Here is a 15,485-nt window from a genome sequence, read left to right as displayed (position 1 = left end):
GACAACGCGGTCGGGCGGGGGCGCCGGTCAGTCGTAGGAGAGGCCGCCCGTGCGGGTGCGCTTCAGTTCGAAGAAGCCGTAGTGCGCGGCGAGGGTGCGGAAGGCGTCGAAGAGGCGGACGGCCTCCTCGCCGCGCGGGATCGCGTTGAGGACGGGGCCGAACCAGACGGTGCCGTCGACGTGGATCGTCGGGGTGCCCACGTACCCGTCGGCGGCGGGGTCCTTGCCCGCGTCGTGGCTGCGGCGCACGGCCTCGTCCCAGGCGGGGTCGCCGGCGGCCTTCGCCAGCTCGGCGGGCAGGCCGAGTTCGGCCAGCGCCTCGGCGGCGACCGCGTCGAAGTCGCCGTTCCTCTCCTGGTGGATGCGGGTGCCGAAGGCCGTGTACAGGTCGCGCAGCACGTCCTCGCCGTGCCGCTCGGCCGCGGCCGCCGCGACGCGGACGGGGCCGACGGACCGGTCGACGAGGTCGCGGTACCAGTCGGGCAGTTCGTTGCCCTCGTTGTGGAGGTGCAGGCTCATCACGTGGAAGCGGACGTCGAGGTCGCGGTGGCGTTCGACCTCCAGGATCCAGCGGGAGGTGATCCAGGCGAACGGGCAGGCGGGGTCGAACCAGAAGTCGACGGCGGTCGTGGGCTGTTCAGTGCTCATGCCCGGCGACGCTAGCCGAGGGGTGGCCTGGGCGGGCGGGCCAATCAGCCGCCGGTCTCCTGGGCCATTTCGGCGAGCTTGAGGACGGTGTTCCAGTTGCGGGTGGTGGCGACGAGCCCCCGTACGACGGCGGGGCGGGCGAGTGCCGCGGCCAGCTTGGAGCGGCCCAGGCCGTCCGGGGCGTACAGGTAGAGCGCCCGGTCCCCGAGACGGAACTCCTCCGGCAGGTGGGCGTCCGCGTCGAGCGCGGCGAACCGGTCGGCGGTGACGGGCGCGGAGAAGTACGTGACGTGCAACTGCCGGGGCTCCAGCTCCGCCGCGGGGAACGGGCAGTCGTCGACCACGGCCCGCAGGTAGGGCCCGCCGCGGACGAGGCAGTCGACGCGGAACCCGAAGCGCTCCTCCAGCGCCCGCTCGATCGCGCCGGCGAGCGCGTCCTCCCCGGCGCCGGACGCGGTGGTGAAGAAGGCGTTGCCGGACTGGAGATAGGTCCGCACGTCGGTGTGGCCCAGCCCGGCGAGGACGCCGCGCAGCTCGGCCATGGGCACCTTGCGGGGCCCGCCGACGTTGACTCCGCGCAGCAGGACGGCGTATCGCGTGGTCGTCGTCATGGCGCCACCCTAGGCCCCTGCCGGCGGTTCACCGCCGCCCCGCGCCACCCCGGCACGCCCCGGCGACCGCGCTGCGGCAGGCACGCGGCGCCGCCCGGCGCGGACGGTCCGGTCCCTCGGGCGCGCACGGTCCGGTCCGTTGGGGGGCGCGGACGGTCCGGTCCGGGCGTCGCACGGAACGCGGTCCGACCGGGCGGGCGACCAGGCGGTCACGGCGCAGCTGAGCCGCTGCGGCGGGGCTCTGCGACCCGGCGGCCTCGTCCCGATCGGCGCGGCCCCGGGCGTCCCGAAGCCGTCGGCACCGCAGCGGATGCGGGCGTCACCGGCGGCGGGGTCGCCCATCCCCGTCCCAACCGCGGCCTAAGACCCGGTCCCCGTGCCGGCCGGGTGGCCGAGGACGGCGAAGAGCTCGTCGAGCGGGGCCGGGACGCGGACGGGGTCGAGGGCCTCGACGAGGACCCGGCCGTAATGGATCTTGCGGCCCTTCTTCGTGCCGAGGAAGCGGCGCAACTGCCGCTCGGGGGCACGCCCCTGCTGCGCGGGCTGGCGCAGGAACGTCCGCAGGGGCCGCAGGTCGCCCTCGTCCCGGACGAGTTCCTCCACCCGCTCCGGGCCCAGGGCCCGGATGAGTTCGTCCTCCAGGTCGGCCGCGCAGACGAAGAAGTCCGCCTCCGCCGCGCCGGCCGCGGTGAACCCCCGTGCGTAGTACGGGCGCTCCGCCTCGTCGCACAGGCCGGTGAGGCGCAGGCCCAGGCCCGGTGCTCCGAGGAGCCGGGCGTAGCGTCCGACGCTCATGGCGCCGCCGATCGACAGGACGCAGACCCCTTCGGCCGCCAGGTCCCGGCCCCGGCGCCGGGCCAGCGCGTCGACGGCCGCGACGTCGCTCGCCCCTTCGAGGAGGACCGCCGTACGGACGGGGAGCCGGGCGGCCAGCCGGTGAGCGGGCTCGCCGGGGCCGCCCTCCGCCCAGGCGGTCACCGCGTCCCGGAACGCCCGCATGCCGGTGGTGCGACTGTCGTCCATGCGACGAGTCTCGGTCCCACGGGGCGGTCGCGCGAGGGAATTTCACGGGCTGCCGCATCCTCCTCCGCCGCCGCCCCCGCCCCCGTCGGCTCCGCCGCCGCCTCCGCCGCAGGTGCCGGCGTCCCCGGCGGAGCCCCAGTCGTCGGGCGCGGCCCACCAGGAGGCGGGGGCCGTCGCGAAGCCGTCGCCGTACGGGCTGGGCACGGCCCGCCAGATCTCGGAGGTGACCAGCGCCCGCAGTGCGGGTTCGTCCGAGGCCGCCAGGCCGTCGAGGGCGACCGCGCCGAGCGGGGTCGCGGCCAGGGCGGTGAGGGCGTCGCCCGCCGTGCGGGAGGGCGCCGGGCGCCGGCGGGCCGCGCGCAGGGCGTCGAGCCCGGCCCGCACGCGGTACGGCACCTGCGCCGCGACCGGCCGGACGATCCAGGCGGGTACGGCGGCGACGGCGGCCAGGGCCAGCCCGGCCCACCACCGGTGCGGCGCGCCGGCGGCCGCCTCGTACAGGGCGAGCGCGGCCGGGGGCACCGCAGACGCCCACAGCAGGCGCCGGGCACGCCGCTGCCGGAGCCGCAGGGAGGCGGCGACGAGCAGGCCCTCGGCGCGCAGCCGGTCCCCGACGGACCGCACCGCGCCGCTCGTGGCGGTGCGGGCGACCAGGGGGCCGAGGCGCTCGGCGCGGGAGACGCCCGCGGCCTGGAGGAGCGCCTTCTCTATGCCGTCCCGCGCGTCGGCCGCGTGAGCGTCGGCGTGGAGCGTCACCGTGCCGTCCTCGGCGACCGACAGCCGGCCTTCCTCCCTCATCCGGAACAGCACGGTCGTGGCGACCCGGCGCGGCCCTCCCGCCAGGAACGCCAGTTCCTCGGCGGACAGGTCCCGGCGGACCTCCCCGTCGCACCTCAGTGCCGCCACCACCCGCGCGGCAGCGGCGAGCCGGTACACGAGCGCCCCGGCCACCAGGACGAAAGCCGCGAGATAGACCCCTGTGTGGACCATCGCCGTTCCCCCGTACTCCCCCGTCACTCCCCCCGGGGTTGTCCCCGCCCCACGAGATCGACACGCCACGTGCCCCGGTCCGGGCCGCCCCCGCGCCCGCTGCGGCGCCTGCTGCGGGTGCTCGGCGGTCTTCGGGGAGGGCCGGACCCCTGCGGGGGTGGCCGGCGGGGATGCGGGAGACTGGCCGGTGAACGGCAGGTACGTGCGGGATCAGGTCCCGTGAGAGGTGAAGGGCGGGGCGGCGGGATGGACGAGGCGCGGGCGCGGGAGGTCCTGGACGCGGCCGGTTTCGCGGCGGGCGGCGGGGACGCGCCGCTGCTGGCGCTGGGCGAGAACGCCGTGTTCGCCGCCGGGCGGCTGGTGGTGAAGGTGGGGCGGGACGCCTCGCTGCTGGACCGGGCGCGCCGCGAGGTGGCCGTCGCCGAGTGGCTGGCGGACGCGGGCGTCCCCGCCGTACGGGCGGCCGAGCACGGCGCGCGGCTGGTGGACGGCCATCCGGTGACCGTGTGGCGGCGGCTGCCGGACGCCGTACGGCCCGCCGAGCCGCGCGACCTGGCGCCGCTGCTGCGCCGGGTGCACGAGCTGCCCGCGCCGCCGTTCCCGCTGCCCGCCCGGGACCTGCTGGGCGGGGTGGAGCGGTGGCTGCGGCTGGCGGGCGACGCGATCGACCCGGCGGACGCGGCGTATCTGCGCAAGCGGCGGGACGGGTTCGCCGACGCGGCCGCGGCGCTGGTGCCGCGTCTTCGGCCGGGCCCGATCCACGGCGACGCGCTGACGCGGAACGTCCATGTGGGCCCGGACGGGCCGGTCCTCGTCGACCTGGAGACCTTCTCCGTGGACCTGCGCGAACACGACCTGGTGGTGCTGGCCCTGTCGCGCGACCGGTACGGCCTGGCCCCGGCGGCGTACGACGCGTTCACCGACGCGTACGGCTGGGACGTGCGGGAGTGGGAGGGCTGCGCCGTGCTGCGCGGGGCGCGGGAGACGGCGAGCTGCGCGTGGGTCGCCCAGCACGCGCCGGCCAACCCGAAGGCGCTGGCCGAGTTCCGCCGCCGGGTCGCGTCGCTGCGGGACGACGACCCGGAGGTGCGCTGGTACCCGTTCTGACGGGCTGTCATCATGATCCGGTCATGTCCCGCGGAAGCCCACCGGACGAACGGAGACCAGGATGCGCGTCGAGTTGGACGAGGTGGCCCTGGAGGTCCAGGACAGCGGGGGCACCGGCCCCGCCGTGCTCCTGGTGCACGGCTTCCCGGACACCCATGACTGCTGGCGCCTGCAGGTGCCCGCGCTGAACGCGGCCGGATACCGGACGATCGTCCCCGACCTGCGCGGCTTCGGCGGCTCCGACCGCCCGGCGGACACCGCCGCGTACGCCCCGGCGCGTTCGGCGGCGGACCTGCTGGCGCTGCTCGACCGGCTGGGCGTGGGCCGGGCGCACCTCGTCGGCCACGACTGGGGGTCGGGCATCGTGCAGGGCCTGGCCATGGCCGTACCGGACCGGGTGGCGAGCCTGTCGCTGCTGTCGGTGGGCCACGTGGGCGCGCTGGACGCCGCGGGATGGGAGCAGCGCAGCCGCTCGTGGTACATGCTGCTGTTCCAGTTCGAGGGCATCGCCGAGGAGTGGCTGCTGCGGGACGGCGCCGCGCGTCTGCGGGAGTTCCTGGCCGAGCACCCGGACGCGGACGAGGCGGTGGCGCGGCTTTCGGAGCCGGGCGCGCTGACGGCCGCGCTGGCCGTCTACCGTGCGGGGCTGCCGCCGAAGGCGCTGTTCGGGCCGGCGGTGCCGCTGCCGTCGCTGCCGGGCCCCGTGCTGGGCATGTGGAGCACCGGCGACCGGTTCCTCACCGAGCAGGCGATGACGGGCACGGAGAAGTACGTGGACGGCTCCTGGCGGTACGAGCGGGTCGAGGACGCGGGCCACTGGCTCCAGCTGGACGCGGCGGAGCGGGTCAACGCGACGCTGCTGGACTTCCTGGCCGCGCACCCCTGACGCCGCGGGCCCGTGCCCGGGGCCTCGCGCGGGCGCCGGACGGAGCCCCTCGGGTCTGGTCCTGGAGGCCGCTCAGCCGGTGACCGCCGCGGAAGCCGCCCCCTCGGGCGCGGGTCCGTCGGCGGGCACGGGGCCGGCCGGCACCACACCGGCGGGCGCGGGCCCGACGGTGCCCTCCCGGGGCGCGGGCACTGCGGCGGGGGGCACCGCCGCGCCGGGCGCGCGCTCAACAACCCCGGCCCCGGCGGAAACGGCCCCGGCCCCGGCGGGAAGGGCCCCGGCGGGCTCCGGCTCGCGCAGCGGCCAGCGCGGGTCGACCACGGCGTCCGGGGTGCCCTTGCGGCGCAGGAAGCCCTGGAAGTCGGCGGCCCACTCGGCGTACCACTCCACCTGCCGGGCGTGCAGCTCGCGCGGGGTGAGCCGGGCCACCAGCGCGTGCCGCTCGGCTATCGCGCAGGCGACGAGGACGGCGGCGAGGGCGTCGGCGGCCGCCTCGTGCGCCCCGTCGAGGACCACGCCGTACTCGGCGCAGACCGCCTCCAGGTTCCGCTTGCCGCGCCGGTAGCGGTCCACGGCCCGGTCGATGGTGTACGGGTCGACGACCGGGCCGATCGGGCGTCCGCCGAGCCGGTCGCGGAGCGACGGCAGTCCGTGCCGCCGCAACTCGGCGGTGAGCAGCGTCAGATCGAAGGCGGCGTTGTAGGCGACGACGGGTATCCCGCGCGTCCAGTACCCGGCGAGCGCGTCGGCGACCTCGTCGGCGACCTCGCGGGCCGGGCGGCCCTCGGCGGCGGCGCGCTCGCTGCTGATGCCGTGGATCGCGGAGGCCTGCGCGGGGATGCGGACGCCGGGGTCGGCGAGCCACTCGCGGCGCGCCAGGGTGCGCCCGTCCCGTACCTCCACGACCGCCGCCGTGACGATCCTCGCCTCGAACGGCTCCGTCCCCGTCGTCTCCAGGTCGAATCCGACGAGCGTCTCCCCGTGCCAGCGCATGCCTGAACCTCCTTCGTGGCGCCGCGGTCCGCGCGGCGCCTCCCCCCTTGGGCTTTTCACCCTCGCACGCGGCACTGACAACGGGCCCCGCGGCCCCGTATCGGGAGTCTCAGGACACCGGGCGCGAATCCGCCCAGAACGACTCGAATTCCTCGCGGTAGGTCTCGAACAGCCCGTGGTCGCCGTCCGGCGAGGAGGTGACGACGGACCGCCGCCCGCCGCGCAGGACCAGGACGGGCGCCTCCATGCCGCGGGCGCGCCGCAGGTAGGACTGGACGACGCCGACGCCGTCGGGGCCGTCGCCGTCGACCAGGTAGGCGGTGAAGCGGGGCGTCTCGTCGAAGACCTGGATCTCGAAGGCGCCGGGGTCGCGCAGCTTGGAGCGGACGCGCCGCATGTGCAGGATGTTCATCTCCACGGAGCGGCTGAGCTCGCCCTTCTTGATGCCGAGCTCCCGCTCGCGCCGTTTGACGGCGCTGCTGGCGGGGTTGAGGAACAGCAGCCGTATCCGGCAGCCCGACTCGGCGAGGCGGACGAGCCTGCGGCCGGAGAAGTTCTGCACGAGCAGGTTGAGGCCTATGCCGATGGCGTCGAGGCGGCGGGCGCCGCCGAACAGGTCCTCGGCGGGCATCTGCCGCTGGAGGCGCACCCGGTCGGGGTGGACGGACACCACGTCGGCGTACCGGTCGCCCACCAGGTCCTCCACGGCGTCCACGGGGAGCCGGTGCGCGGACGGCACGCCCGCGCCGCTGCCGAGGATCTCCAGCAGGCGGGCCGAGGCGCGCTCCGACTGGTCGAGGACGGTCCGCGACAGGGCGCGGTTGCGGGAGACGACGTTGCGGGTGACCTCCAGCTCGTCGAGGGCCAGCTCGAGCTCCCGCCGGTCGTCGAAGTAGGGCTCGAAGCAGGGCCAGTGCTGGACCATGAGCTCCCGCAGCTGGGGCAGCGTGAGGAAGCTGAGGACGTTGTCGTCGGCGGGGTCCAGCAGGTAGCCCTTGCGGCGGGAGACCTCGCGGACGGCGACGGCGCGCTGCACCCACTCCTGTCCGGCCGGTCCGGCGGCGGCCACGACCCAGTCGTCGCCGTGCATCGGCTCGTAAATGGGCCGCAGGACGGCCGCGACGACCGCGCGCAGACGCTGTTCGACCAGATTCAGCCAGATATAGGCCCGTCCGGCGCGCTGGGCGCGGGTGCGCACCTCGCTCCAGTCGCGTGCGTCCCATTCCAGTTCCGCACCGATCTCCATCGGCCGGGCGAGGGAGACCGCGCCGGGCGGGACATCTGCGGAGTCAGTGGAGTCCCCCTCATGACCCGAGTCACCTGGGGGCAGCTCCAGCCCTCCCGAGCTCACCCGCGCACCGCCTTCTGGTTCCGAACACCCGTCTTCAACGATCAAGGAAGGGTACTCCGGGAGGGCGATGCGGTGCAGCCGGATGGACAGGCTCATTTCCCCACGTCCCTTGATTCACGCGGTGGTTCCGGGGTGCGGCGCGGGCTTCAGTGAGCTGATTCATAGTGGTGAGCGGCCGTCACCGGGCCCCGGCGCGGACCGCCCGGGCGGGTGACGGGCGCGGGGAAGCGCGGGGGACACCGGCGAACGCGGAGTTGACCCCTCCGCCTCCGCGCCGGCGCCCGCGCCGTCTGGCCGGAACCCTGCGCCCCGCGGTCCGGCGCCGGGGCGGCCCGTACGGCCTCCGGCCCCGGCGCCGGATGCGCCACCCGTCCGGGCGCGCGCACCGCCGCGCCCGGCCACGCCACCCCAAGAGGGGCGATTTCCGGCCAGATCGCCGCGCGGCCGCGGCGCGGGTATCCGCACGGACTCGTCGCCGGTCACCCGGTAGCACCGTCCGGCGTCCTAGGCGGGCGGGCCACTTTGGTGGAGTATCAAGCGGAGTGACCCATTAGCCGGATCAGAATGGAAGAGTCTTATCTATGCAGGTCTGGCCGGGACAGGCTTATCCCCTCGGCGCCACGTACGACGGCGCCGGTACCAACTTCGCGGTCTTCTCGGAGGCCGCCGAGCGCATCGAACTGTGCCTGCTGCACGACGACGGTTCGGAGACCGCGGTGGAGCTGCGGGAGACCGACGCGTTCGTGCGCCACGCCTATCTGCCCGGGGTGATGCCGGGGCAGCGGTACGGCTTCAGGGTGCACGGCCCGTACGCGCCGGAGCGCGGCCTGCGGTGCAACTCCGCGAAGCTGCTCCTCGACCCGTACGCCCGCGCGGTCGCCGGGACGATCGACTGGGACGAGGCGGTGTACGGCTACCACTTCGGCAGGCCGGACTCGCGCAACGACCTCGACTCGGCGCCGCACACCATGTCGTCCGTCGTCGTGAACCCGTACTTCGACTGGGGCGACGACCGGCCGCCGCGCACGGACTACCACCGCACGGTCATCTACGAGGCCCATGTGAAGGGCCTGACGATGCTGCACCCGGCGCTCCCCAAGGAGCTGCGCGGCACCTACGCGGGCCTCGCCCACCCGGCGATCATCGAGCACCTGACCGAGCTGGGCGTGACCGCCATCGAACTGATGCCGGTCCACCAGTTCGTCCACGACCACCGGCTGGTCGACGCCGGGATGGCGAACTACTGGGGCTACAACACCATCGGGTACTTCGCCCCGCACAACGCCTACGCGTCCTGGGGCGACCGGGGCCAGCAGGTGCTGGAGTTCAAGTCGGCGGTGCGGGCCCTGCACAAGGCGGGCATCGAGGTCATCCTCGACGTGGTGTACAACCACACGGCCGAGGGCAACCACCTGGGCCCGACGCTCTCCTTCCGGGGCCTGGACAACCCCTCGTACTACCGGCTCGTGGAGAACAACCCCCGGTACTACATGGACACCACGGGCACCGGGAACTCGCTGCTGATGCGCTCCCCGCACGTCCTCCAGCTGATCATGGACTCGCTGCGGTACTGGGTGACGGAGATGCACGTCGACGGCTTCCGCTTCGACCTGGCGGCGACGCTGGCCCGCCAGTTCCACGAGGTGGACCGGCTGTCGTCGTTCTTCGACCTGGTGCAGCAGGACCCGGTGGTCAGCCAGGTCAAGCTGATCGCCGAGCCGTGGGACGTGGGCGAGGGCGGCTACCAGGTGGGGAACTTCCCGCCGCTGTGGACCGAGTGGAACGGCATGTACCGGGACACGGTCCGCGACCTGTGGCGCGGCGAGCCGAGGACGCTCGCCGAGTTCGCCTCCCGGCTGACCGGCTCGTCCGACCTGTACCAGGACGACGGGCGCCGCCCGCTCGCCTCCGTCAACTTCGTGACCTGCCACGACGGCTTCACCCTGCGGGACCTCGTCTCGTACAACGAGAAGCACAACGACGCCAACGGCGAGGGCAACCGCGACGGTGAGAGCCACAACCGGTCGTGGAACTGCGGCGTCGAGGGCGAGACCGACGATCCGGACGTCCGCGCGCTGCGGATGCGCCAGATGCGCAACTTCATCGCGACGCTGCTGCTCTCCCAGGGCGTGCCGATGCTCAGCCACGGCGACGAGTTCGGCCGCACGCAGCACGGCAACAACAACGCCTACTGCCAGGACGGCGAGCTGTCCTGGGTGCACTGGCCCGGCGCGGGCGGGAACAGCGGTGCCGGCGGCACGGACGACGTGGCGGAGGCGGAGGCCAGGAGCCTGCTGGAGTTCACCCGTTCGATGGTGTGGCTGCGCCGCGACCACCCGGTGTTCCGGCGCCGCCGCTTCTTCCACGGGCGGCCGGTGGAGGGCACCCACGACGACCTGTCGGACATCGCCTGGTTCACCCCGGACGGCCGGGAGATGACCGCCCGGGACTGGCAGGCGGCGCACGCCAAGGCGCTGTCGGTGTTCCTCAACGGGCACGCGATCTCCGAACCGGGCCCGCGCGGCGAGCGGATCTCCGACGACTCGTTCCTGCTGATGTTCAACGCGGGCGCGGACGACCTGGACTTCGTCGTCCCGGTCAACCACGGCCGCCAGTGGCAGGTCGTCGTGGACACCGCCGTCCCCGAGGGCATCGCGCCGGGCCAGGGCGACAAGGTGGCGGCCGGCGACCGGCTCACCCTCGTCGGCCGCAGCCTGACCGTGCTGCGCCGCCCGGCGTAGCCCCCGGCGTCCGGGGGGGGCGGGCCCCCTCGGACGCGGAGGTCGGCGGGGCCGCCGTTCCCCCGAACGAGGTCATCGGCCGGGTCGAGGAGAGACCCGGCGCGCGGGCGGGTACGTACGTTCGCATGACGTCCCACGCGCCCCGCGCCCCGCTCGCCACGTACCGGCTCCAGCTCCAGCCGGAGTTCCCGTTCGGGGCCGCCGCCGAGGCGGTGCCGTACCTGGCCGCCCTCGGCGTCACCCATCTGCACCTGTCCCCGGTCCTGGAGGCCGTCCCCGGCTCCGCGCACGGCTACGACGTGACCGACCACGGCCGGGTACGCGAGGAGCTCGGCGGCGAGGCGGGGCTGCGGGAGCTGGCGCGCACCGCCCGCGCGCACGGGCTCGGCCTCGTCGTGGACCTGGTGCCCAACCACATGGCGGCGGCCCTCCCCCACAACCGGGCGCTGTGGGAGGTGCTGCGCGACGGGCCTTCGTCGCCGTACGCCCGCTGGTTCGACATCGACTGGGAGGCGGGCGGCGGCAAGGTGCTGCTGCCGGTCCTCCCCGCGCGGCTCGGGGACGTCCTGGACGAGCTGCGGGTGGACGCCGACGCGGGGCTCCTGCGGTACGGGGAGCAGGTGTTCCCGCTGCGCGCCGGGACGGCGGGGCTGCCGCTCACCGAGCTGCTGGACGCCCAGTGGTACCGGCCCGCCTGGTGGCGGCTGGCCCGCACGGAGCTCAACTACCGGCGGTTCTTCACCATCTCGGACCTGATCGGGGTGCGCGTCGAGGATCCGGAGGTGTTCGAGGCGACCCACGCGAAGATCCTGGAGCTGGTGCGGGACGGCGTGGTGGAGGGCCTGCGGATCGACCACCCGGACGGCCTCGCCGACCCCGAGGCGTATCTGCGCGCCCTGGACCGGGCGACCGGCGGGGCGTGCTGGACGGTGGTGGAGAAGATCCTCACCGGCGACGAGCGGCTGCCCGCGGGCTGGCCGGTGGCGGGCACCACCGGGTACGACGCGCTGCGCCGCGTGGACGGCCTGTTCGTGGACGCGGCGGGCGCGGCGGAACTGGGCGACCTGTACCGGCGGTTCGCCGCCCCGCCCGGCGACCGGGGCGGCCACTGGGAGCCGACGGCGCGGCGTGCCGCGTACAAGGTCGTGACGCACGAGCTGGCGGCGGAGGTGGCGTACCTGACCCGTACGGCGGGGCGGGTGTGCGCGGCGGACGCACGGCTGCGGGACCACGCGCCGTGGGCGCTGCGCGCGGCGGTGCGGGAGCTGCTGATCCGGGTGCCGGTGTACCGCCCGTACCGGATCGGCGCCGAGGACGTGCTGACCGAGGAGGCGGCGGCCGAGGCGCGGGCCGCCTTCGCGGTGCCCGAGGAGGCGGCGGCCGTGGACGTCGTACGGGATCTGGCGCTGGGGCGGCTCGGGGACGGGCCGGACCAGCGGGCGTTCCGGGCGCGGTTCGCGCAGACCTCGTCGGCGCTGCGGGCGAAGTCGGTGGAGGACACGGCGTTCTACCGGTACGTGCCGCTGCTGTCGGCGAACGAGGTGGGCGGTGAGCCGGGCCGTCCGGCGGTGGACCCGGCGGAGTTCCACGCGTACTGCGCCAGGATCGCGCGGGACTGGCCGGCGACCGGGACGGTGCTGTCGACGCACGACACGAAGCGCAGCGGCGACGTGCGGGCGCGGATCGCGGTGCTGTCGGAGTGCCCCGGCCGGTGGGCGAAGCTGCTGGGCGACGTGGCGCGGGTGCCGGCGCCCGACGGGCAGCTGGCGTGGGCCGGCTGGCAGACGGCGTTCGGGCTGGGCGGCGCGGCGGGCGGGCGTCGCTCCGGGGACGGGCCGGGCGGGGCCGGTGCGCAGGAGCGGCTCGGCGGGGCGCTGCTGAAGGCGGCCCGGGAGGCGGGACTGCACACCGGCTGGACCGAGCAGGACGCGGCGTACGAGCGGGCTGTGGCCGACTTCGTGGCGGCGGGCCCGGCGGGTGCGGGGCAGCACCCGGTGGCGGAGCTGGCGCGGGAGCTCGACGCGTATGTGCGGGCCAACGTGCTGGGCGCGGCGCTGCTGCATCTGACGATGCCGGGCGTGCCGGACCTGTACCAGGGCACCGAGGCGGTGTACGAGGCGCTGGTGGACCCGGACAACCGGGCGCCGTTCCGGCGGGCGCGGCCGGACGGGAAGACGGCGCTGACGCGTGCGGCGCTCGGACTGCGGCGGCGGCACCCGGAGGTGTTCGGCCCGTCCGGCACGTACACGCCGCTGCGGGCCGAGGGCCCCGCGGCGGACCACTGCGTGGCGTTCCTGCGGTCGGACCGGGTGGTGACGGCGGTGACGCGGCTGTCGCTGCGGCTGGCGGAGGGGGGCGGCTGGTCCGGTACGGCGCTCGCGCTGCCCGAGGGCCGGTGGCTGGACGTGCTGGACGGGGAGCGGGTGCTGGAGGGGGGGCGCGCGGTGCCGGTCGCGGAGCTGCTCGGGGAGCTGCCGGTGGCGCTGCTGAGCCGTACGGAGTGAGGCGCCGCGGCACGAAACGCGGCAGGGCGCGGGCGCAGTGGCGCTCGGGCCCAGCGGGACGCGGGCTCAGCGGCGCTCGGGCTCAGCGGGACGCGAGGCGGAAGGCCATGTTGCCGAAGGAGACCATGTCGCCCGGCTGGACGACGACCGTGCCGGTCACCCGCCGCCCGTTGACGGTGGTGCCGTTCGTGGAGTTGAGGTCGCGCAGCATCCACAACCCGCCCCGCAGGCACAGTTCGGCGTGCATCCGGGAGACCGTCTCGTGGCTGAGCCGCAGCCCGTTCGCCGGGTCGCGGCCTATCCGCAGCGGGTGCGGGCCCGGCTCGGGCAGCAGCAGCTTCGGCAGCCGCTCGGCCTGCCAGGCGTGGCGCAGCCGCATGCTGAACGCGGACACGCTCTCGACGGCGCCGAACAGGCGCCGCGCCCAGCCCCGCTCCGGCTCGCGCAGGTCCTCGGTGAGCGCCGCCAGCTCGTCGGCGTGGCGGGCGGCCAGGGCGAGCTCCATGCGCCGCAGGAACGTGTCGTGGGACAGCCTCCCCTGCACCGCTCCCTCGCGCAGCAGCTCCAGCGCCCGGTCCCGCTCGGCGTCCGAAGGCCGGGCGGGATGGATCTGGGGCTGGAAAGGCGACGTCACGACGGTGATTGTCGGTCGCGGGGCCCCGGCGTGTCCAGACGGGCCGTCACCGCGGCCGGCCGGCCCGCCCGGCGAGGCGCCGCCGGCGGCCGGAGGTGACGGCCCCTCGGGGAGGCGCGCGGCCCCGCACGGCGAAGTCCCGTGCTTCCCGCCGCCGGTCTTGTCAGGATGGGCGCGGTGGCAGGGACCTGGCCGACGACGAGGGGATCGCCAGTGCTGTTCGAGGTGTGGGCGCCGAACGCGCGCGAGCTTGTGGAGCTGGTGCTGGAGGGTGCCCGGCACCCCATGGAGCGCGACCCGGAGCGCGCCGGCTGGTGGACGGTGACGGCCGGCGGCGCGCCGGAGGAGGTACCGGACGGGGCGCGGTACGGGTTCTCGCTGGACGGCGGCCCGGTGCTGCCCGACCCCCGCTCACGGCGCCAGCCCGATGGGCCCGACGGGCTCAGCGCCGTCGTCGACCACACCGCGTACGCGTGGCGCGCCGGGGCGCCGGGGCGCGGGCTGCGCGGCGCGGTCCTGTACGAGCTGCACGTCGGCACGTACACGCCCGAGGGCACCCTCGACGCGGCGGCCGGGCGGCTCGACCATCTGGTGCGGCTGGGCGTGACGCACGTGGAGCTGATGCCGCTGTGCCCGTTCCCCGGGCGGCACGGCTGGGGGTACGAGGGCGTGTCGCTGTGGGCGGTGCACGAGCCGTACGGCGGCCCTGCGGCGCTGAAGCGGTTCGTGGACCGGGCGCACGAGCTCGGCCTGGGCGTGGTGCTGGACGTGGTGCACAACCATCTGGGCCCGTCGGGCAACCACCTGCCGGCCTTCGGGCCGTACTTCACGGACACCCACCACACGCCGTGGGGCGCGGCGGTGAACCTGGACGCGCCGGGCTCGGACGAGGTGCGCGCGTATCTGCTGGGCAGCGCGCTGGCGTGGCTGCGGGACTACCGCATCGACGGGCTGCGGCTCGACGCGGTGCACGCGCTGGCCGACACGCGGGCGCTGACGTTCCTGGAGGAGCTGTCGGCGGCGGTGGACGAGCTGGGCCAGCATCAGGGGCGGGAGCTGTTCCTGATCGCGGAGTCCGACCTGTGCGACCCGCGGACGACGACGCCCCGCGCGGAGACGGGGCTCGGTCTGCACGCCCAGTGGAACGACGACTTCCACCACGCGCTGCACACGGCGCTGACCGGCGAGTCGCAGGGCTACTACGAGGACTTCGCGCGGGCGCCCCTGGCCGCGCTGGCGAAGACGCTGGGCGAGGTGTTCTTCCACAACGGCACGTACTCGTCGTTCCGGGGCCGTACGCACGGCCGCCCCGTGGACGTGGACCGCACGCCGGCGCACCGGTTCCTCGGGTACGCGCAGACCCACGACCAGGTCGGCAACCGGGCGCAGGGCGACCGGCTGTCGGCGTCGCTCTCCCCCAGCCTGCTGGCGTGCGCGGCGGCGCTGGTGCTGACCGGGCCGTTCACGCCGATGCTCTTCATGGGCGAGGAGTGGGGCGCGGGCACGCCGTGGCAGTTCTTCACCGACCACACCGACCCGGAGCTGGCGGACGCGGTGCGACGCGGGCGTCGGCGGGAGTTCGCGGCGCACGGCTGGCGGGAGGAGGACGTGCCCGACCCGCAGGACCCGGCGACGCGCGACCGCTCGTGCCTGGACTGGGCGGAGACCGGCCGGGAGCCGCACGCGCGGCTGCTGGACTGGTACCGGCGGCTGATCGCGCTGCGGGCCTCCCAGCCGGACCTGACGGACCCGGATCTGGCGGCGGTGCACGTCAGCTACGACGAGGAGGCCCGCTGGATCGCGTACCGGCGCGGTGACGTGCGGGTCGCGGTGAACCTGTCGGACCGTCCGGCGCGCGTCCCACTGGGCCCGGACGGGGTGCGGGTGCTGGCGGCGTGGGAACCGGTGGAGCCGCCGGGGCCGGGCGGAGGGGAACTGCTGGTGCCGGCGGAGTCGTGCGTGGTGCTGGCGGCTTCCTAGGAGCCCGGCCCGGCTCC

At 75.5% G+C, this 15,485-nt stretch carries 11 protein-coding genes and 1 pseudogene; 5 read left to right on the top strand and 7 right to left on the bottom strand.

What is annotated here, in order from left to right; genetic code table 11:
• Window positions 1–27: 27 nt before the first annotated feature.
• From ACSUPT_RS24195 to ACSUPT_RS24180, 4 genes are all read right to left on the bottom strand, one after another.
• Window positions 28–648, bottom strand: a complete 621-nt coding sequence (locus ACSUPT_RS24195) for a mycothiol-dependent nitroreductase Rv2466c family protein (protein WP_436945501.1) — start codon at window positions 646–648, stop codon at window positions 28–30.
• 44 nt (window positions 649–692) lie between these two features.
• On the bottom strand, window positions 693–1,259 hold the full coding sequence (locus ACSUPT_RS24190) for a DUF1697 domain-containing protein (protein ID WP_365726198.1): 567 nt from the start codon (window positions 1,257–1,259) through the stop codon (window positions 693–695).
• Window positions 1,260–1,619: 360 nt separating this feature from the next.
• Complete coding sequence (locus ACSUPT_RS24185; protein WP_436945500.1) at window positions 1,620–2,282, bottom strand: TOPRIM nucleotidyl transferase/hydrolase domain-containing protein; 663 nt, start codon at window positions 2,280–2,282, stop codon at window positions 1,620–1,622.
• A 42-nt stretch (window positions 2,283–2,324) separates the two neighbouring features.
• Window positions 2,325–3,272 (bottom strand): TIGR04222 domain-containing membrane protein, encoded by a 948-nt coding sequence (locus ACSUPT_RS24180; protein ID WP_436945499.1) that lies wholly within the window; start codon window positions 3,270–3,272, stop codon window positions 2,325–2,327.
• Window positions 3,273–3,518: 246 nt separating this feature from the next.
• Between ACSUPT_RS24180 and ACSUPT_RS24175 the strand changes: the two genes are divergently transcribed.
• The gene (locus ACSUPT_RS24175) at window positions 3,519–4,379 is read left to right on the top strand and encodes a phosphotransferase enzyme family protein (RefSeq protein WP_436946259.1); all 861 of its coding nucleotides are present in this window, start codon (window positions 3,519–3,521) and stop codon (window positions 4,377–4,379) included.
• A gap of 61 nt (window positions 4,380–4,440) precedes the next feature.
• Window positions 4,441–5,265, top strand: coding sequence for an alpha/beta fold hydrolase (locus tag ACSUPT_RS24170; RefSeq protein WP_351964859.1), 825 nt, complete (start codon window positions 4,441–4,443; stop codon window positions 5,263–5,265).
• A gap of 282 nt (window positions 5,266–5,547) precedes the next feature.
• Here the strand turns inward: ACSUPT_RS24170 and ACSUPT_RS24165 are convergent.
• Together ACSUPT_RS24165 and ACSUPT_RS24160 are read right to left on the bottom strand one after the other, a co-directional pair.
• A pseudogene (locus ACSUPT_RS24165) lies at window positions 5,548–6,258 on the bottom strand (3'-5' exonuclease); the annotation flags it as partial.
• Window positions 6,259–6,367: 109 nt separating this feature from the next.
• Entirely contained in the window at window positions 6,368–7,609 is a 1,242-nt protein-coding gene (locus ACSUPT_RS24160; RefSeq protein ID WP_351964860.1) for an SAV2148 family HEPN domain-containing protein, read from the bottom strand.
• A 581-nt stretch (window positions 7,610–8,190) separates the two neighbouring features.
• On the opposite strand from ACSUPT_RS24160, the gene glgX reads away from it, so the two are divergent.
• Both glgX and treY read left to right on the top strand, forming a co-directional pair.
• Window positions 8,191–10,350 carry a glycogen debranching protein GlgX gene (glgX, locus tag ACSUPT_RS24155; RefSeq protein ID WP_351964861.1) on the top strand — a complete coding sequence of 720 codons (2,160 nt, stop codon included), beginning with the start codon at window positions 8,191–8,193 and terminating at the stop codon, window positions 10,348–10,350.
• 125 nt (window positions 10,351–10,475) lie between these two features.
• Window positions 10,476–12,854 (top strand): malto-oligosyltrehalose synthase, encoded by a 2,379-nt coding sequence (gene treY, locus ACSUPT_RS24150; protein WP_436945498.1) that lies wholly within the window; start codon window positions 10,476–10,478, stop codon window positions 12,852–12,854.
• Between the two features lie 82 nt (window positions 12,855–12,936).
• Here the strand turns inward: treY and ACSUPT_RS24145 are convergent, their stop codons facing one another.
• A complete protein-coding gene (locus ACSUPT_RS24145; RefSeq protein ID WP_351964863.1) occupies window positions 12,937–13,488 on the bottom strand; it encodes a DUF1707 and FHA domain-containing protein in 552 nt (183 codons plus the stop codon).
• A 213-nt stretch (window positions 13,489–13,701) separates the two neighbouring features.
• On the opposite strand from ACSUPT_RS24145, the gene treZ reads away from it, so the two are divergent.
• Entirely contained in the window at window positions 13,702–15,468 is a 1,767-nt protein-coding gene (gene treZ / locus ACSUPT_RS24140; protein ID WP_436945497.1) for a malto-oligosyltrehalose trehalohydrolase, read from the top strand.
• The last annotated feature ends 17 nt before the right edge of the window (window positions 15,469–15,485 follow it).

The sequence above is a fragment of the Streptomyces sp. SudanB25_2051 genome (assembly GCF_964272635.1).
Lineage (GTDB): Bacteria > Actinomycetota > Actinomycetes > Streptomycetales > Streptomycetaceae > Streptomyces.
This window is presented reverse-complemented; position numbering and strand designations above follow the sequence as displayed.